Consider the following 18486-nt stretch of genomic DNA (forward strand, 5'->3'; position numbering starts at 1 on the left):
GCCGGCAACCTCGCAATCGCCGGCAGGTTACGCCACGCCGTGCAGATGTTCGTACAGGATCGTCGCACCGATGATCACCAGGATCACGCCACCGATGATTTCGGCGCGCTTGCCGACCATGCTGCCGAGTGCGCGGCCAAGCATGATGCCGGCGGTGACCATGGTCAGCGTGCACAGGCCGATGACCGCCGCCATCACGCCGATATGCACGTCCATGAAGGCCAGGCCGATGCCCACCGCCATCGCGTCGATGCTGGTGGCGAAGCCGGTCAGTGCCAGCTTCCAGAAGCCGTGGTGCTGCGACGGATCTTCATCGTCCTCGCCGCTGTCAGGGCGCAGGCCGTTGTAGATCATGTGGATTCCCAGTGCGCCGAGCAGGCCGAAGGCAATCCAGTGGTCGAAGGCTTCGACGTACTGCAGGGCGGCACGACCGAGCAGCCAGCCGATGATGGGCGTGATCGCCTCGATGACGCCGAAGATGATGCCGGCGCGCAGCGCATCACGGAACACCGGCCTGCGCATGGCGGCACCCTTGCCGATCGCCGCGGCGAAGGCATCGGTGGACATGGCAAAGCCGATCAGGAGGATCGAAACAGGAGACATGGGCGGCAGCAGAAGGTCGGGCAAGGACGGACGCACGGCTCGCGCTCGCGCCCAACCTGATGTTGCGCGCGCGGGCCGCTGGTCTCGCCAACCATCATGGTTGTCCACGCCACGGCGCACTGGCCGAGTATGTTGACGTGGACGATTCCTGCGTAGGAATCCGGCTACTCCCCAAGGGGACGCGAAGCTTAGCACCGCGATCCGCGCGTGGCGCATCTCCCGCGAAACGCGCAGGCACGGCTGGTTTGTATAGCGATGGCTATACCACGGGCGATACGGTAGCGCCGGGCCATGCCCGGCGAGCGTAGCGGGTAGTGCCGGCCGCTGGCCGGCACGCGCAACGGCGAGAGCGTGCCAAGCAAGCTTGGCCCCTACCAGAGCAGTTTCCGGTAGCGCCGGGCCATGCCCGGCGAGCGCAGCGGTGATACAGGTACAGGCGATTGCCGGCCAGCGGCCGGCACGAAACCTCAGTCTTCTTCCGGCGGCAGCACGATGGCGTCGTCGTCGATCGCCAGCTTGCCGGCCATCAGCACCGCTTGGGTGCGGTTGGTCACGCCCAGCTTGCGCAGGATCGCGGTCACGTGAGCCTTGATCGTCGCTTCGGAGACATTGAGGTCGTAGGCGATCTGCTTGTTCAAGCGGCCGGCGCCCAACATCTGCAGCACGCGGAACTGCTGCGGGGTCAGCTCGCGCAGGCGCTGACCGACTTCGCGTTCTTCGCTGCCGGTGGGCGGCACGTTGTGTGCTTCCGGCGGCGCCCAGGTCTCGCCATCGAGGATGGTGCCGAGTGCATGGCCGATGGTGTCCGAATCGGCGGATTTCGGAATGAAACCTAGCGCACCATGGTCGAGTGCACGCCGCATCACCGTGGCTTCTTCGCGTGCGGAAACCACCACCACCGGCAGGTGCGGATGCAGCGAGCGCATGTGCACCAGTGCGTTGAAACCCTGTGCGCCGGGCATGTTGAGATCCATCAGGACCAGGTCGGCGTCGTTGTGCTGGTCGGCCAGCGCATACAGCGCCTCCACGCTGTCGGCCTCGAACAGTTGAACGCCCGGAATGACCCGTTGCACGGCACCCCGCAGGGCTTCGCGGAACAACGGATGGTCATCGGCAATCAGGAGGGTGGTCATGGTCGGGGGGAACCGTGGGGGGAAAGCAGATGGGGTCAGAGCCCTTTCCTTGTGGAAAGGGATCCGACCCCGGGTCGTACGTCAGCGCACCTTGCGCTCGTCCACCAGCGACGCCACGACCGATGGATCGGCCAGGGTCGAGGTGTCGCCGAGCTGGTCCGGTGCGTTCTCGGCGATCTTGCGCAGGATGCGGCGCATGATCTTGCCCGAACGGGTCTTCGGCAGGCCCGGCGCCCACTGCAGGTGGTCGGGCGTGGCGATCGGCCCGATCTCCTTGCGCACCCAGGCGACCAGCTCCTTCTGCAGCTCGTCGCTGGGCGCCTCCTCGGCCACCAGGGTGACGTAGGCATAGATGCCCTGGCCCTTCACGTCGTGCGGGAAGCCGACCACGGCGGCTTCGGCCACCTTCGGGTGCGAGACCAGCGCGCTTTCCACTTCGGCGGTGCCGATGCGGTGGCCGGACACGTTGATCACATCGTCCACGCGGCCGGTGATCCAGTAGTAGCCGTCTTCGTCGCGGCGGCAGCCGTCACCGGTGAAGTAGCTGCCCGGGTAAGTGCGGAAGTAGGTGTCGATGAAGCGCTGGTGGTCGCCGTACACCGTGCGCATCTGGCCCGGCCAGGAGTCACGGATGATCAGGTTGCCTTCGGTCGGGCCGTCCTTGATCTCGCCATCGGCATTGACCAGGGCCGGCTGCACGCCGAAGAAGGGCAGGGTGGCCGAACCCGGTTTCAGATCCATCGCACCGGCCAGCGGCGAGATCAGGATGCCGCCGGTCTCGGTCTGCCACCAGGTATCGACGATCGGGCAACGGCTGTCGCCGACCACTTCGTAGTACCAGCGCCAGGCTTCCGGATTGATCGGTTCGCCGACGCTGCCAAGCAGGCGCAGCGAAGCGCGCGAGGTCTTCTTCACCGGCTCCTCGCCTTCGCGCATCAGCGCACGGATGGCGGTGGGGGCGGTGTAGAAGATCGACACCTTGTGCTTGTCGATCACGTTCCAGAAGCGCGAGGTGTCCGGGTAGTTCGGCACGCCTTCGAACATCAGCGAGGTCGCGCCGTTGGCCAGCGGGCCGTACACGATGTAGCTGTGGCCGGTGACCCAGCCGACGTCGGCGGTGCACCAGTAGATGTCGTCCTCGCGCAGGTCGAACACCGCTTCATGGGTGTAGGCCGCGTACAGCAGGTAGCCGGCGGTGGTGTGCAGCACGCCCTTCGGCTTGCCGGTGGAACCGGAGGTGTAGAGGATGAACAGCGGATCCTCGGCGTTCATCGGTTCCGGCTCGCAGCTGGCCGGCTGGCTGTCGACCACATCATGGAACCAGCGGTCGCGCGGGGCCTGCATGTCCACCGCACCGCCGGTGTGGCGCACCACCAGCACGGTTTCCACGGTATTGGTGCCGGGCAGCTTCAGCGCCGCATCGACGTTGGCCTTCAGCGGAATCTTCCGGCCACCGCGCAGGCCTTCGTCGGCGGTGATGATCAGCTTGCTCTGGCAGTCGCTGACACGGTCGGCGATCGAATTCGGGGCGAAGCCACCGAACACCACCGAGTGGATCGCACCGATGCGCGCGCAGGCCAGCATGGCCACGGCAGCGTCGACGATCATCGGCAGGTAGATGGTGACCCGGTCGCCCTTCTTGACGCCCAGGTTGCGCAGCGCGTTGCCGAGACGGCAGGTGCGCTCGTACAGCTCGCGATAGGTCACGTGCTGGGCCGGCGCGTCCGGGCTGTCCGGCTCGAACAGCAGGGCAGTCTTGTCGCCGCGCTTTTCCAGCTGGCGGTCCAGGCAGTTCACGCTGGCGTTGAGCTCGCCATCTTCGAACCACTTGATGTGGAAGTCGGACAGGTCGTAGCTGACGTTCTTGATCTTCGTCGGCTTGCGCGACCAGTCCAGCCGCTCGGCGGCCTTGCCCCAGAACGCATCCGGATCGGACACCGAGGCCTGGTACTGCTGTTCATAGGTGTTCTTGTCGATACGCGCCTTGGCGGCGAACTGCGGATCGACAGGGTAGAGATCAGCCATGGCACCCTCACTTGCACGTTGACTTTGTGTGTGCAGCCGCAGCATTGCAGCAGCCGTTCCCCCTCAGTTTGCCCCATCCACCCCCGGTCGCGTCACCACTTCGGTTAGACCTTGGTCGAAAGTCGGGCCCCTGCAGGCCCGGGTTCGACCAATGGCCAATAGCCGGTGCGTGCAAACGCCCCGCAGTCTCGGCTCGACCGTGCCCCACGCGCGGCATCACCTTGCCACTTGGGAGAGAGGGCAACATGAGCCACCGTACGTTGAAAGCCGTGCGCACACCTTTGGCGGCCTGCCTGTTGGTCGCCCTGGTCGCACCGGGCATGGCGTTCGCCGAGACCGCCAAAGAGAAGGCACTGGAGTCACGCGTCGCCGAGCTGGAGCGGCAGGTGCAGGCCCTGCTGGCGTCGCAGCAGCAGCAACAGACCCAGATCGTGCAGACCCAGCAGGCGGTCACCGACGTCCGCACGCTGCAGGCCGAACAGAAGCCGGCGGTGCCTGCGGGCAAGCAGCCGATCCAGGTCACCACCATCACCCCCGGCGCGGCGCCGGGCACCACGGTCAAGATCGGCGGTTTCATCAAGGCTGATTTCCTGGCCACCCAGACCAGCGATGGCCAGCTGGCCGACGATGCCACCGGCCGCTCGCTGTACCTGCCCGGACAGACCCCGGTGGAAGGCGCCGGCGGCAGCGGCAAGCGCTCGGACGTGGACTACAACGCCCACGCCAAGTTCTCGCGCTTCAACCTGGGCATCGACAACGTCAGCGAGTCGGGCAACAAGGCCGGCGCGTTCTTCGAGATGGATTTCTTCGGCAACTCGCTGGGCAACCAGACCGCCACCAACACCTATGGCGTGACCCTGCGCCATGCGTACATGTACTGGAACAACTGGATGGCCGGCCAGACCTGGTCGAACTTCATGGATGCGGCGTCGTTGCCGGAAGCGGTCGACTTCGTCGGTCCCACCGATGGCGTGATCTTCGTGCGCCAGGCGCAGGTCCGCTACACCCAGGGCGGCTTCAGCGTCGCGCTGGAGAATCCGGAAACGACCACCCTCACCGGTACGCGCAATCCGGTCACCGGCGCCTGGACCAATGCCAGCGCCAACTCCGATCGCGGCAGCCTGCCGGACCTGACCCTGCGTTATGGCTGGAAGGGTGACTGGGGCACGTTCGGTGTTGGCGGTATCGTCCGTCAGCTGAAGGTCGACAACCAGGCCACCGGCGCAAAGGCCGACAAGGTGGCCGGTGGCCTGACCCTGGGCGGCAAGTGGGTGATGGGTGACAGCGATTCGCTGCACTACCAGTTCACCGGTGGCGAGGGCATCGCCCGTTACATCGGCCTGGGCATTACTGCGGATTCGGCCTATGACGTGGCTCGTGACGAGCTCAACCCGACCGGTGTGATCGCCGGCTATGTCGGTTGGCGCCATGCGTTCTCGCCGAAGCTGCGCACCAACCTGATCTATGCGCGCAGCGACTACGACAACGACAGCATCCTCGGCCCGCTGGTGACCAAGAGCGTGCAGAGCATCCGCGGCAACATCTTCTACTCGCCGCTGCCCAAGGTCGATGTCGGTGCCGAGCTGATGTACGGCAAGCGCGAGATAGAGAACGGCAACAAGGGCGATATCACCCGTCTGCAGTTCACTACGAAGTACAGCTTCTAAAGGAGTGCCGACCAAGGTCGGCACCTACCAAGAATGAGTGCCGACCAATGGTGTCGGCACCTACCTAGACTGCGTGCCGACCGAGGTCGGCACCTACAGAGGGAAAGCTTCCCATGTCCACAACACCTGCACCGGCGAAAGCCCAACTAACCCAGGGACACAAGAAGGTCATCTTCGCGTCCAGCCTGGGCACCGTTTTCGAGTGGTACGACTTCTTCCTGTATGGCTCGCTTGCGGCGATCATCGCCAAGCAGTTCTTCAGTGGCGTCAATGAAACCACGGGCATGATCTTTGCCCTGCTGGCCTTCGCGGCCGGCTTCTTCGTGCGCCCGTTCGGTGCGGCCTTCTTCGGCAGCCTCGGCGACCGCATCGGCCGCAAGTACACCTTCCTGGTCACCATCCTGATCATGGGCATCTCGACCTTCCTGGTCGGTGTGCTGCCCAACTACGCCTCGATCGGCTTCGCCGCGCCGGTGATCCTGATCATCCTGCGCCTGGCCCAGGGCCTGGCCATGGGCGGCGAGTACGGTGGTGCGGCGACCTACGTGGCCGAACACGCGCCGGACGACAAGCGTGGCCTGTACACCAGCTTCATCCAGTGCACGGCCACCCTCGGCCTGTTCATGTCGCTGCTGATCATCCTCGCCTGCCGCTACTTCCTCGGCAACGAAGCGTTCGAAGCCTGGGGCTGGCGCATTCCGTTCCTGGTCTCGATCGTGCTGCTGGGCGTGTCGGTGTGGATCCGCCTGCAGCTGAGCGAGTCGCCGCTGTTCCAGCAGATGAAGTCGGAGGGCAAGGGTTCCAAGACGCCGTTCCGTGACAGCCTGAAGGGCGGCAACCTGAAGCTGATGCTGCTGGTGCTGCTCGGCGCCGCAGCGGGCCAGGCGGTGGTCTGGTATGGCGGCCAGTTCTACGCGCTGTTCTTCCTCAGCAGCATGCTGAAGGTCGACGCCACCACCTCCTACCTGCTGATCGCCGCCGCGCTGGCGCTGGGCGTGCCGTTCTTCATCTTCTTCGGCTGGCTGTCCGACCGTATCGGCCGCAAGAAGATCATCCTGGCCGGCTGCCTGTTGGCCGCCATCACCTACATCCCGATCTTCAAGGGCCTGACCCACTTCGCCAACCCGGCCATCGAAGAAGCCCGCAGCAGTTCGCCGGCGCTGGTCGTGGCCGACCCGACCACCTGCTCCTTCCAGTTCGATCCGGTGGGCCTGCGCAAGTTCACCAGCTCCTGCGACGTCGCCACCGCCGCGCTGACCAAGGCCGGTGTGCCGTATGACGTGCAGCCGGCCGCTGCAGGTTCGCTGGCGATGGTCAACGTGGGCAGCGCCAGCGTCACCTCGTACGAGGCCGCCGGCCTGACCAAGGAAGAAGGAAAGGCCAAGGCCGATGCATTCGGTGCCGAGCTGAAGACTGCGCTGACCGGTGCCGGCTATCCCGCCAAGGCCGATGGTTCGCGCATCAACTACGCAGGCACGATCCTGATGCTGTGGCTGCTGGTGCTGTACGTGACCATGGTCTACGGCCCGATCGCCGCCTACCTGGTCGAACTGTTCCCGACCCGCATCCGCTACACCTCGATGTCGTTGCCGTACCACATCGGCAACGGCTGGTTCGGTGGCTTCCTGCCGGCGATCTCCTTCGCGCTGGTGGCCGGTACCGGCAACCTGTACTACGGGTTGTGGTACCCGATCATCATCGCGCTGATGTCGGTGGTGATTGGCGGCCTGTTCCTGCGCGAGACGAAGAACGTGGACATCACCAAGTAAGAATGATGTTCATCGAATGAAGGAGAGGCCGTGGTGCAGACCACGGCCTTTCTGTTTGTGGGGGCGCTTATCCGGCCCGCACCCTGGTAGTGCCGGCCGCTGGCCGGCAACTGCACGATGTCTGCCGGAGATCCATGAGGCTGCCGGCCAGCGGCCGGCACTACCATTACATTGCACAGCACGCCGTATAGTCGGCCCATGACCACCACCGCCCCAGTCGACCTCCCCGCCATCCTGCACACCCTGCGCAGCGCCTGGCAGGCCCAGCGTCCTTCGCTGGACCAGCGCGAAGCCGACCTGCGTCGCCTGCGCGCGGCGTTGAAGGACCGCATGGACGAAATGGCTGCGGCCATCGCCGAGGACTTCGGCCATCGTGCCCACGTGGAATCAAAGCTGGCCGACGGCATGAGCGTGCTGTCAGCCATCGACCACCTGCGTCGCCACCTGCGGCGCTGGTCGAAGCCGCAGCGGGTGGGCGCCGGCTGGCGACTATGGCCGGCGCGCGCGCAGCTGCGGCCGATGCCGCTGGGTGTGGTCGGGGTGATCTCGCCGTGGAATTATCCGGTCACGCTGGCGTTGGTGCCGCTGGCCACCGCGATCGCCGCTGGCAACCATGTGCTGTTGAAGCCTTCGGAGCACACCTCGCGCACCAGCGCGTTCCTGGCCGATCTGCTGGCCAGCGTGTTCCCGCCCGAACGCGTAGCGGTGGTGCAGGGTGGGGCGGACGTGGCTGCGGCGGTGTCTTCGCTACCGCTGGACCACCTCGTGTTTACCGGTTCCACCGCGGTCGGCCGCAAGGTGATGGCGGCGGCGGCCGAGCATCTGGTGCCGCTGACGCTGGAACTGGGCGGCAAGTCGCCGGCGATCGTCTGCCGTGATTTCCCGTTGGACAAAGCCGCCGCGCGGTTGGCCACCGGCAAGTGGTTCAACGCCGGCCAGACCTGCATCGCGCCGGATTACGTGCTGATCGACAGCGTGCGCCAGCGTGAGTTCGTGCAGGCGCTGCAGCAGCAGGTGCGTGAGCGCTATGGCGATTTCAGCGATGCCGCCGACTACACGCGGATCATCAATGAGGGCCAGTACCGTCGCCTGCAGGGCTATCTGGTGCAGGCCCGCGAACGCGGGGTGCCGGTGATTCCGCTGGCGCAGGTGGATGAGGCGCGCGCCGATCGCGAGCGGCTGCTGGTGCCGACCGTGGTGCTGGACCCGCCGGATGACCTGGACCTGATGCGCGATGAGATCTTCGGCCCGATCCTGCCGGTGCGCGCCTATCCGGACCTAGATGCGGCGCTGGCCGACATCGTGGCCCGCGACCGGCCACTGGCGCTGTATCCCTTCAGCCATGACACGGCCACGGTGGAGCGCATTCTCGGCCAGGTGCTGGCCGGCGGGGTCACGGTCAACGATACGCTGCTGCACTTCGCCGCCGATGGCTTGCCGTTTGGTGGGGTGGGCGCCAGTGGCATGGGTGCGTACCACGGGCGGGCCGGGTTTGATGCGATGAGCAAGCTGTTGCCGGTGCTGTGGCAGTCGCGCTGGGCGGCCAGTGATCGCCTGCGGCCGCCGTATTCGAAGATTGCGGGGCTGTTGAAACTGCTGCTGCGGTGAATCCAGGAAGGGCGTGAATCCAGTGGTAGTGCCGGCCGCTGGCCGGCAGGTGCAGGGTCTTGCCGGAAGGGTCATCGGGTTGCCGGCCAGCGGCCGGCACTACCGGTATGGGCCAACCCGTGCGGCCGGTTCCGGTAGGGGCCAACCTTGGTTGGCGCGCGTGAACCCCAAGCGCCGACCAAGGTCGGCCTCTACGAAGGCAACAGCGGGAAGCAAAGCGCCGACCAAGGTCGGCCTCTACCCAAGCCCACCCGGGTAGAATGCCCGCATGAAAATCGCCTCGTGGAACGTCAATTCGCTCAATGTCCGCCTGCCGCACCTGGAGCAGTGGCTCAAGGACTTCGGCCCGGACATCGTCGGCATCCAGGAAACCAAGCTGGAGGACCACAAGTTCCCCGACTCGGCGCTGGTCGCCGCCGGTTACCGCAGCGTGTTCGCCGGGCAGAAGACCTACAACGGCGTGGCGCTGGTGTCGCGCGAGCCGGCGCAGGACGTGCAGATCGGCATTCCCGGCTTCGAGGACGAGCAGAAGCGGGTCATCGCCGGCACCTTCGGCGACCTGCGGGTGATCAACCTGTACGTGGTCAACGGCCAGGACGTGGGCACCGATAAGTACGAGTACAAGCTGCGCTGGCTGGAGGCGGTGCACGCGTGGATCGCCGAAGAACTGCAGCGGCATCCGAAGCTGATCGTGATGGGCGACTTCAACATCGCCCCCGATGCGCGCGACGTGCATGACCCGGAGGTGTGGAACGACAACCACATCCTGACCTCCACTGCCGAGCGCGGCGCACTGAATAAGCTGCTGCAGCTGGGCCTGCACGATGGCTTCCGCCTGCACAACGATGAGGCCGGCACCTTCAGCTGGTGGGACTACCGCGCAGCGGGTTTCCGCCGCAACCTTGGTCTGCGCATCGACCTCACCCTGGTCTCCGATGCGCTGAAGGGCACTGCGGTGGCCTCGGGCATCGACCGCGAGCCGCGCACCTGGGAACGTCCCAGTGATCATGCGCCGGCGTGGGTGGAATTGGGTTGAACGAACGGGGCCCGGCGATTGCCGGGCCCGTTGCGATGCATCTGCCGGCCAGCGGCCGGCACTACCGCCGCGTCAGCGTATGCTCTTGCGGGTGAACAGGTTGACGATGGCCAGAAGAATCACCGCGCCGATCAGCGAGAACAGGAACGTGCGCAGGGTGATCGCTTCATTGATGCCGCCGCCGAACAGCCAGCCGGAAATCAGTGCGCCGACGATGCCCACCACGATGTTGAGGATGATGCCCTGCTGGCCATCGCGCTTCATGATGATGCTTGCCAGCCAGCCGACGATGCCGCCGACGATCAGCCAGATGATGATGCCCATGATCGACTCTCCGGTGGATAACCGCGTCCAGTTGACGCGCAATGCCGTGAACCCGCTGTGCAATCCTGTGACGGGCGCGTGCGGATGAGCCTGCCAGCCACCCTTGAGGGCCCCTGGCGGTTTGGTCCGGTTACCGTCTGGCGCTGCCCGCACGTCCCCGGCCAGCGCGGTGAGCCGCAGGCCCGGCAGGTGCTGGCACAGGCCTTGGGCGGCGAGCCGGATGCGCTGCCGCTGGTGCGCGACGACAAGGGCCGGCCGGAACTGAGCGGCGCGCTCGCCCACTACGGCACCGGCTGGAGCCACAGCGGCGAGGTGCTGCTGGTAGCGCTGGGCGAGGGCGTGCGGCTGGGCGTGGACCTGGAACTGCTGCGGCCGCGCCCGCGCATGCTGGAAATCATCCAGCGCTTCTTCCATCCCGACGAAGTGGCGTGGCTGCAAGGCTTGGACGAGGCCGACCGCGAACATTGGTTCTTCCGCGTCTGGTGTGCCAAGGAAGCGATGCTGAAGGCGCACGGGCAGGGCATTTCCTTCGGCCTGCACCGCCTGCAGCTGGCCCCGGCCGACGATGGCGCCCTGCACCTGCGCTGGTGTGACCCGGAGCTGGGCGAGGCCGCGCGCTGGCACCTGCACGAATGGCAGGCCAGCGGACAATTCCGCGCCGCATTGGCCTGGTATCCGCAGTGAATCGGCGAATCAACGGCGAAAACCGGCGATAATGCCGGCATGAGCGAACACGATCTTCCCGCCGGCGTAGCGAACACGCTGCAGCAGGGCCTGGCCAGCATGGGCCTGGCCGCCGAGCTGGCCCCGCCGCTGCTGCGCTACCTGGCGCTGCTGCACCGCTGGAACGGCACCTACAACCTCACCGCCATCCGCGATCCGCAGGAAATGGTCACCCGCCATCTGCTCGATTCGCTGGCGATGCAGCCGTTCGTGGCCGATGGCAGCCTGGCCGACCTCGGTACCGGCCCCGGGTTGCCGGGCATCCCGCTGGCGATCGCCTGCCCGGGCCTGCAGGTCACCCTGGTGGAAAGCAACGGCAAGAAGGCCCGCTTCATGCGCGAGGCCGTGCGCCAGCTGGGCCTGGGCAATGCCCGCGTGGCCGAATCGCGCGCCGAAGCGCTGGCCGAGCCGGGCAGCTACGACCAGCTGACCGCGCGCGCGATGGACACCCTGGCCGGCATCGTCCGCGTCGGTGGCCACCTGCTGCGCCCCGGCGGCGTGTTGCTGGCCATGAAAGGCGTCTACCCGCATGAGGAGATCGCAGCGCTGCCGGCCGGTTGGCAGGTGCGCGAGGTGGTCCCGCTGAGCGTGCCCGGCCTGGCCGGTGAACGCCATCTGGTCACCGTCACAGGTCCCTGAACCCCGCCGCCCGCCCCTTGTGGAACAAGCGGTTGGCGATCCACGATTTCCGCACGGGCCCGGTTGTACGCATAATGACCGGTCCCAGCACACGTCGACGAGGCACACCCGCATGGCCCGCATCATCGCCATCGCCAACCAGAAGGGTGGCGTCGGCAAGACCACGACCGCCGTCAACCTGGCCGCTTCCCTGGCCAACGCACCCAAGCGCGTGCTGTTGGTCGACCTGGATTCCCAGGGCAACGCGACCATGGGCAGTGGCGTGGACAAGCGCGAGCTGGTCTCCTCCACCTACGACCTGCTGCTGGGCGAGTCCAGCGCCGCCGACGTGCGCGTGCAGACCGCCGAAGGCTACGACCTGCTGCCGGGCAACATCGACCTGACCGCGGCCGAGATCCAGCTGATGGCGCAGAGCGAGCGCGAGCAGCGCCTGAAGCGCGCGCTGGCACCGATCCGCGATGAGTACGACTACATCCTGATCGACTGCCCGCCGGCGCTCTCGCTGCTGACCCTCAACGCACTGGCCGCCGCCGATTCGGTGATCGTGCCGATGCAGTGCGAGTACTACGCACTGGAAGGCCTGAGCGCGCTGGTGGAAACCATCGAAGCGCTGCGTGCCAACCTCAACCCGGCGCTGGAGATCGAAGGCGTGCTGCGCACCATGTTCGACGTGCGCAACAACCTGGCCAATGCCGTGTCGGCCGAGCTCACCGAGCACTTCGGCGACCGGGTGTTCCGCACCATCGTGCCGCGCAACGTGCGCCTGGCCGAGGCGCCCAGCCATGGCCAGAGCATCGTCGGCTACGATCGTGCTTCGCGCGGCGGCGTGGCCTACCTCGGCCTGGCCGGCGAGATCATCCGTCGCAACAACGAACGCAACAAGGCCAGCAAGGCCGTGGAGACCGTCTGATGACCAGCAGCAAGCCTGCAGCCAAGAAGCGAGGCCTCGGCCGCGGCCTGGACGCACTGCTCGGTCCGAAGGGCGCGGTCAGCCAGGTGCAGGCCAGTACGGCGGTGATCGAGCCGCTGCCCGGTGAAGTGCTGCGCAAGCTGCCGGTAGGCCAGCTGCAGCCGGGCAAGTACCAGCCGCGTCGCGAGATGGACCAGGGCAAGCTGTCCGAACTGGCCGACTCGATCAAGTCGCAGGGCGTGATCCAGCCGATCCTGGTGCGTCAGCTGCCGGCAGGCAACTTCGAGATCGTCGCCGGTGAACGTCGCTGGCGCGCCTCGCAGCTGGCCGGCCTGGACGAAGTGCCGGTGGTGGTGCGCGAGCTGGAAGACCGCACCGTCATCGCGATGGCGCTGATCGAGAACATCCAGCGCGAAGACCTCAACCCGCTGGAAGAAGCCGAAGCGCTGCAGCGCCTCATCAGCGAATTCACCCTGACCCATGCCGAGGCCGCCGAGGCCGTCGGTCGCTCGCGCGCGGCGGTGTCCAACCTGCTGCGCCTGCTGGAGCTGCCGATCGCCATCCGCCTGCTGCTGGAAACGCGTCGGCTGGAGATGGGGCACGCCCGCGCGCTGCTGACGCTGGCCCCGGAACTGGCCAGCAAGCTGGCCCAGGAAGCGGCCGACGAAGGCTGGTCGGTGCGCGAGGTCGAGCGCCGCGCGCAGGCGTTTGCCGCCGGCAAGGTGCCGAGCAACCGCCCGCAGCCGGTGGCCAAGGTGCAGCAGGCCGATATCGCCTCGCTGGAGACCGAGCTGTCCGAAGTGCTGGGTACCTCGGTTGCCATCAATCATGGCCGCGGCGGCAAGGGCAAGCTGATCATCCATTACGCCAACCTGGACACGCTCGATGGCGTGCTGGAGCGGCTGCGCACGCGCCAGGGCTGACCCCGGCGCATCTTCATGGGCGCACGGCCCGTTCCTGCCGTATGCCGTCGATTGCAGGGAACGCACCGCCGCGCGTGCCGGAGGCCGCGTCGTCCACCGCAGGTGGGCCGCTCCGCCCCGTGGCTCATCCAGGGAGCAGGACATGACCATTGAAGTAGACGACGTCAGCCCGGGCGGCAGCCCGATCCTCGTGCACAGCCGCGAGAAGGACTTCACCCCGGCCCAGGGGGAGTCGCACATCGAGGAGATCAGCGCGCACATCGAGCGCCATCTTGGCCCGATCTCCGGGGTCTTCCATGAAATCATCTCCGATATCGTGCACATCGACGTGCATGTGGTGCCCGCCACCGACGAGTGCCCGTACCTGCGGCTGGTGACCTCGGGCATGAGCGATCTGCCGATGGCCGTGCCCGACGAGGTGGACGCCCCCCGGCACATGGAACTGATGGTGACCCTGCCAGCGGATTGGCCGATCACCCAGGATGCCTTCGAGGATGAGCGCAACTATTGGCCGGTGCGCCTGCTGAAGACCCTGGCGCGGCTGCCGCACGAGTACGACACCTGGCTGGGCTTCGGCCACACCATTCCCAACGGCCATCCGTCCGAGCCCTATGCACCGGGCGTGGGGTTCGATGGCGCCATCGTGCTTCCGCCGGTCACGACCCCGGACGACTTCGGCACGCTGGCACTGGAAGACGGCACCACCATCGAGTTCATGGCGATCGTGCCGCTGTACCCGGAAGAGATGGACCTGAAGCTGAAAAAGGATTCGGAAACCCTGCTGGATCGCTTCGATGCGAAGAACATCCAGGATGTCATCCAGCCGGGGCGCACCAATGTGGCCAAGAAGCGTTTCGGCCTGTTCTAGGCCCTGCGCGTACCATCAGACGCCATCACTACTGAATTGACCGTTGAATTCCAGGCTCACCGCAATGACCATCCTGCTCACCGGCGCAGCCGGCTTCATCGGTGCCTACACCGCTCGTGCCCTGCTTGATGCGGGCCAGTCGGTGGTCGGCCTGGACAACTTCAACGATTACTACGACCCACAGATCAAGCGCGACCGCGTGGCCGCACTGTGCCCGACGCTGGACCTGCGCACGCTGGACCTGACCGACCGCGACGGCCTGGCCGCGCTGTTCGAGGAAGTACAGCCGACCGCGGTGATCCACCTGGCTGCGCAGGCCGGTGTGCGCTATTCGCTGGAAAACCCGCACGCCTACGTCGACAGCAACCTGGTCGGCTTCGTCAACATGCTCGAGCTGTGCCGCCACCGTGGCGTGCAGCATCTGGTGTATGCGTCCAGCAGTTCGGTGTACGGCGATTCGGCCACGCCGCCGTTTTCCGAAGACCAGCGCGTGGACCAGCCGCGCTCGCTGTACGCCGCCACCAAGGCCGCCAATGAACTGATGGCCTACACCTACGCACAGCTGTATGGCCTGCGTGCCACGGGCCTGCGCTTCTTCACCGTGTATGGCCCGTGGGGCCGGCCGGACATGGCGCCGCTGCTGTTCTCGCGCGCGGTGCTGGCCGGTCGTTCGATCGATGTGTTCAACGAAGGCCGCATGCAGCGCGATTTCACACATGTCTCCGACATCGTGGCCGGTATTCTCGGCGCCCTCGCGCATCCGGCTGATGGTCCGGTGCCGCACCGGGTGTTCAACCTCGGCAACCACACGCCGGTCGAGCTGGAGCGCTTCATCGGCGTGATCGAGCAGGCCGCCGGTCGCCCCGCGCAGAAGGTCTACAAGCCGATGCAGCCGGGTGACATGGTGCGCACGATGGCCGATACCCGGCGCGCACATGACGCATTTGGCTACGAACCGGTCATGCCGATCGAACAGGGCCTGCCGCCGGTGGTGCAGTGGTGTCGCGAGTATTTTGCTGATCGCGCCTGAAAACCGATCCTCACGCCGCCGGATTCATCTTCGGATAACCTCGGCTTCGGAAAATGCGCGGTCTTTGTCCCTCCTTGGCCGAGTCCCCCCATGAGCCAACCCGAGCTGTCCGTCGTTGTCCCCGTATTCAACGAGCGCGACAACGTCGCGCCCCTGGTGGCCGAAATCACCGCTGCACTGCGCGGACGGCTGCCGTTCGAGATCGTCTACATCGACGATCATTCGCGCGATGACACCCTGGCCGTGCTGCAGGGCCTGAAGGCCACCACGCCGGAGCTGCGCGTGCTGCACCACGTCTCGCAGAGCGGGCAGAGCACCGCGGTACGTACCGGCGTCAAGCACGCGCGTGCGCCGTGGATCGCCACCCTCGACGGTGATGGCCAGAACGATCCGGCCGACATCCCCAAGCTGCTGGACGCCCGTGATGCGGCCGATGCCCAGGTGAAGCTGTTCGCCGGCTGGCGCGTCAACCGCCAGGACAGCGGCAGCAAGCGCTGGGCCAGCAAGTGGGCCAATGCCATCCGCGCGCGCATGCTGCGCGATGACACCCCCGATACCGGCTGCGGCATCAAGCTGTTCGAGCGCAACGCCTTCCTCGATCTGCCGTACTTCGACCACATGCATCGCTACCTGCCGGCGCTGATGCAGCGTGCCGGCTGGAAGACCACCAGCGTGCCGGTCAACCATCGCCACCGTACGGCCGGCGTGTCCAAGTACAACAACCTGGGCCGCGCGCTGGTCGGCATCCGTGACCTGCGTGGCGTGGCCTGGCTGATCACCCGCAGCAAGCGCACTGCGGTGGAGGAGCGTTGATGGATCTGGAGCTGCACTGGCTGGACCAGCCGCTGACCTGGTTGTACTGGACCGGCCTGCATGTGACCGGCTGGAAGCTGATCGGCTACACAGGCGCGTTGATGTTCGGTGGCCGTTGGCTGGTCCAGTTCGTCGCCTCCAAGCGCGCCGGCAAGCCGGTGATCCCGCGCCTGTTCTGGTACATGAGCGTGGTCGGCAGCCTGATGACGCTGAGCTACTTCCTGTTCTCGGCCAAGCAGGACTCGGTGGGCGTGCTGCAGAACCTGTTCCCGGCGTTCACCGCGTTGTACAGCCTGCAGCTGGACATCAAGCATCGCGGCTGGAAGCGGGACAAGGCCAGTCACTGACGCCCTGGTAGACGCCGACCTTGGTCGGCGCTGGTTTTCTCCGGGTGCCAACCAAGGTTGGCAGCTACCAGAGTGGCCACGCAGGCGCCGCCGTGCCCGGGTGATGCCGACCTTGGTTGGCCCGATGCGTCCGCGGCAGGAGCATCCACGCATGGCGTGGATCTACTGAGGCAGGACCTTCGTCCCATGCCATGCGCGGTGAGGGGTGCCATGATCGGGGTCTGCCTTCCCGGGAACCTGTGCTTGTGAAAACCCGTCTTGCCGTAGCCCTGCTGATCGCCCTGTCTGCCCCTGCCGTGGCCCTGGCCGCACCACCCACCGCCGTCGCGCCGGCCAGCGTGGCTACCGAGTCGCCCGCCGATGCCGCCTTCCGCGCGCTGTACGAGAAGGAATGGAAGTGGCGCCAGCAAGGCGGCGGCGAGGCCAGCGAGGACGAAGACGCGCCGGCCAATGCCACCCGCATGCCCGACGTCGGCCCGGCCGCGCAGCAGGCACGCCTGGAGGTATGGGACGAGACCCTGGCCGCGCTTAAGAAGATCGACCCGAAGACCCTTTCGCCCGACAACCAGGTCAACTACGCGATCTACCGCGACCAGGTGTTCAACCTGGCCGAAGAAGTGCGCCTGCGCGGCTACGAGATGCCGTTCAACGCCGATTCCTCGTTCTGGTCCAACCTGTCCTTCATGGCCCGGCGCGAGATGAAGACCGTGCAGGACTACCAGAACTACATCGCGCGCCTGAATGATGTGCCGCGCTACTTCGACCAGCAGACCGGGAACATGCGTGCCGGCCTGAAGCGCGGCTTCAGCGTGCCGCGTGCGGTGCTCGATGGCCGCGAGGTGTCCATCGCCACTGTCGCCGAACTGAAGGACCCGACCGAATCGCCGTTGTACGCGCCGTTCAAGAAGCTGCCCAACACCGTCCCGGCTGCCGAGCAGGCCAAGCTGCAGGCACAGGCCCGCGCGGCGATCAGCGGCAAGGTGGTGCCGGCGTTCCAGCAACTGCGCACTTTCTTCGTCAACGAATACGTGCCACAGGCGCGCACCACCCTGGCCGCCGAAGCGATGCCTGACGGCAAGGCGTACTACAAGCAGCAGATCCACGAATACACCACGCTGGACCTGTCGCCGGACGAGATCCACCGCATCGGCCTGGATGAAGTGGCACGCATCCAGAAGGAAATGAACGACATCATCAAGCAGGTGAAGTTCAAGGGCAGCTTTGCCGAGTTCCTGACCTTCCTGCGTACCGACCCGCAGTTCTACGCCAAGACGCCGGAAGAACTGCTGTCGCGCGCCGCATGGATCTCCAAGCGCGCCGATGGCCAGCTCGGCAAGTACATGACATTGCCGCGCGCGCGCTTCACCATCGTGCCGGTGCCGCCGGACATCGCGCCGTTCTGGACCGCCGGCCGTGGTGGCATGGGCACCTACTGGCTCAACACCTACAACCTGCCGTCGCGCCCGCTGTACAACCTGCCGGCGTTGACCCTGCACGAATCCGATCCGGGCCATGCACTGCAGGGTGCCATCGCTGCCGAGCAGAAGAACCTGCCGGAGTTCCGCCGCAATGCCTACATCTCCGCCTATGGCGAAGGTTGGGCGCTGTACTGCGAGAAGCTGGGCGTGGAAATGGGCATCTACGAAACCCCGTACGAGGATTTCGGTCGCCTGACCTACGAGATGTGGCGCGCCACGCGCCTGGTGATCGACACTGGCGTGCACAGCAAGGGCTGGAGCCGCGAGCAGGCGCTGGCTTACCTGCGTGACCACACGGCGCTGAGTGAGCACGAAGTGACCACCGAAGTGGATCGCTACATTTCCTGGCCGGGGCAGGCGTTGAGCTACAAGCTCGGCGAGATCGCCATCGTGCGCCTGCGTGCGCAGGCCGAGAAGGAGCTGGGCGACAAGTTCGACGTCAAGGGCTTCCACGACACGCTGCTGAAGCAGGGTTCGGTGCCGTTGCCGGTGCTGGAGCAGCAGATCCAGGCGTACATTGCCGAGCGCAAGAAGGCCTGATCGCCGCGCCGCCGGGCATGGCCCGGCGCTACCGGAACGTGCGGTAGTAG

17 protein-coding genes and 1 riboswitch are annotated in these 18486 nt (G+C 66.2%); of the genes, 13 read left to right on the plus strand and 4 right to left on the minus strand.

Annotation, left to right across the window (positions count from 1 at the left end):
* Positions 1-27: 27 nt before the first annotated feature.
* The 3 genes from BW38_RS07670 to acs form a co-directional block, all read right to left on the minus strand.
* Positions 28-603: a manganese efflux pump MntP family protein gene (locus BW38_RS07670; RefSeq protein WP_032976929.1), complete on the minus strand. Its 576-nt coding sequence runs from the start codon at positions 601-603 to the stop codon at positions 28-30.
* An 89-nt stretch (positions 604-692) separates the two neighbouring features.
* Positions 693-782, minus strand: a riboswitch (yybP-ykoY riboswitch).
* A 288-nt stretch (positions 783-1070) separates the two neighbouring features.
* Entirely contained in the window at positions 1071-1736 is a 666-nt protein-coding gene (locus tag BW38_RS07665; RefSeq protein WP_006477308.1) for a response regulator transcription factor, read from the minus strand.
* 81 nt (positions 1737-1817) lie between these two features.
* Entirely contained in the window at positions 1818-3761 is a 1944-nt protein-coding gene (acs, locus tag BW38_RS07660) for an acetate--CoA ligase (RefSeq protein WP_025878776.1), read from the minus strand.
* Between the two features lie 245 nt (positions 3762-4006).
* On the opposite strand from acs, the gene BW38_RS07655 reads away from it, so the two are divergent.
* The 4 genes from BW38_RS07655 to xth all read left to right on the plus strand — a co-directional run bounded on the left by BW38_RS07655 (position 4007) and on the right by xth (position 9841).
* On the plus strand, positions 4007-5428 hold the full coding sequence (locus BW38_RS07655; RefSeq protein ID WP_025878777.1) for a DcaP family trimeric outer membrane transporter: 1422 nt from the start codon (positions 4007-4009) through the stop codon (positions 5426-5428).
* Between the two features lie 113 nt (positions 5429-5541).
* Positions 5542-7197, plus strand: a complete 1656-nt coding sequence (locus tag BW38_RS07650) for an MFS transporter (protein ID WP_025878778.1) — start codon at positions 5542-5544, stop codon at positions 7195-7197.
* Positions 7198-7395: 198 nt separating this feature from the next.
* Positions 7396-8805, plus strand: a complete 1410-nt coding sequence (locus BW38_RS07645; RefSeq protein ID WP_032976773.1) for a coniferyl aldehyde dehydrogenase — start codon at positions 7396-7398, stop codon at positions 8803-8805.
* 268 nt (positions 8806-9073) lie between these two features.
* A complete protein-coding gene (gene xth / locus BW38_RS07640) occupies positions 9074-9841 on the plus strand; it encodes an exodeoxyribonuclease III (RefSeq protein WP_032976774.1) in 768 nt (255 codons plus the stop codon).
* 72 nt (positions 9842-9913) lie between these two features.
* Here the strand turns inward: xth and BW38_RS07635 are convergent, their stop codons facing one another.
* A complete protein-coding gene (locus BW38_RS07635) occupies positions 9914-10165 on the minus strand; it encodes a GlsB/YeaQ/YmgE family stress response membrane protein (RefSeq protein ID WP_025878785.1) in 252 nt (83 codons plus the stop codon).
* A gap of 84 nt (positions 10166-10249) precedes the next feature.
* Between BW38_RS07635 and BW38_RS07630 the strand changes: the two genes are divergently transcribed.
* The 9 genes from BW38_RS07630 (at position 10250) to BW38_RS07590 (ending at position 18436) form a co-directional block, all read left to right on the plus strand.
* Entirely contained in the window at positions 10250-10849 is a 600-nt protein-coding gene (locus BW38_RS07630) for a 4'-phosphopantetheinyl transferase superfamily protein (protein ID WP_032976775.1), read from the plus strand.
* Positions 10850-10888: 39 nt separating this feature from the next.
* On the plus strand, positions 10889-11527 hold the full coding sequence (gene rsmG / locus BW38_RS07625) for a 16S rRNA (guanine(527)-N(7))-methyltransferase RsmG (RefSeq protein ID WP_025878787.1): 639 nt from the start codon (positions 10889-10891) through the stop codon (positions 11525-11527).
* Between the two features lie 112 nt (positions 11528-11639).
* The gene (locus BW38_RS07620; RefSeq protein ID WP_032976776.1) at positions 11640-12437 is read left to right on the plus strand and encodes a ParA family protein; all 798 of its coding nucleotides are present in this window, start codon (positions 11640-11642) and stop codon (positions 12435-12437) included.
* Positions 12437-13360 carry a ParB/RepB/Spo0J family partition protein gene (locus tag BW38_RS07615; protein WP_025878789.1) on the plus strand — a complete coding sequence of 308 codons (924 nt, stop codon included), beginning with the start codon at positions 12437-12439 and terminating at the stop codon, positions 13358-13360. The genes BW38_RS07620 and BW38_RS07615 overlap by 1 nt, the downstream gene beginning before the upstream one ends.
* Before the next feature lie 142 nt (positions 13361-13502).
* A complete protein-coding gene (locus BW38_RS07610; protein WP_032976777.1) occupies positions 13503-14228 on the plus strand; it encodes a suppressor of fused domain protein in 726 nt (241 codons plus the stop codon).
* A gap of 64 nt (positions 14229-14292) precedes the next feature.
* Positions 14293-15258 (plus strand): NAD-dependent epimerase/dehydratase family protein, encoded by a 966-nt coding sequence (locus BW38_RS07605; protein WP_025878791.1) that lies wholly within the window; start codon positions 14293-14295, stop codon positions 15256-15258.
* A 90-nt stretch (positions 15259-15348) separates the two neighbouring features.
* Positions 15349-16071, plus strand: coding sequence for a glycosyltransferase family 2 protein (locus tag BW38_RS07600; protein ID WP_025878792.1), 723 nt, complete (start codon positions 15349-15351; stop codon positions 16069-16071).
* Positions 16071-16418: a lipid-A-disaccharide synthase N-terminal domain-containing protein gene (locus BW38_RS07595; protein WP_025878793.1), complete on the plus strand. Its 348-nt coding sequence runs from the start codon at positions 16071-16073 to the stop codon at positions 16416-16418. The genes BW38_RS07600 and BW38_RS07595 overlap by 1 nt, the downstream gene beginning before the upstream one ends.
* 245 nt (positions 16419-16663) lie before the next feature.
* Positions 16664-18436 (plus strand): DUF885 family protein, encoded by a 1773-nt coding sequence (locus tag BW38_RS07590; protein ID WP_032976778.1) that lies wholly within the window; start codon positions 16664-16666, stop codon positions 18434-18436.
* Positions 18437-18486: the final 50 nt, after the last annotated feature.

Source organism: Stenotrophomonas sp. RIT309, assembly GCF_000632045.1.
GTDB lineage: Bacteria > Pseudomonadota > Gammaproteobacteria > Xanthomonadales > Xanthomonadaceae > Stenotrophomonas > Stenotrophomonas indicatrix.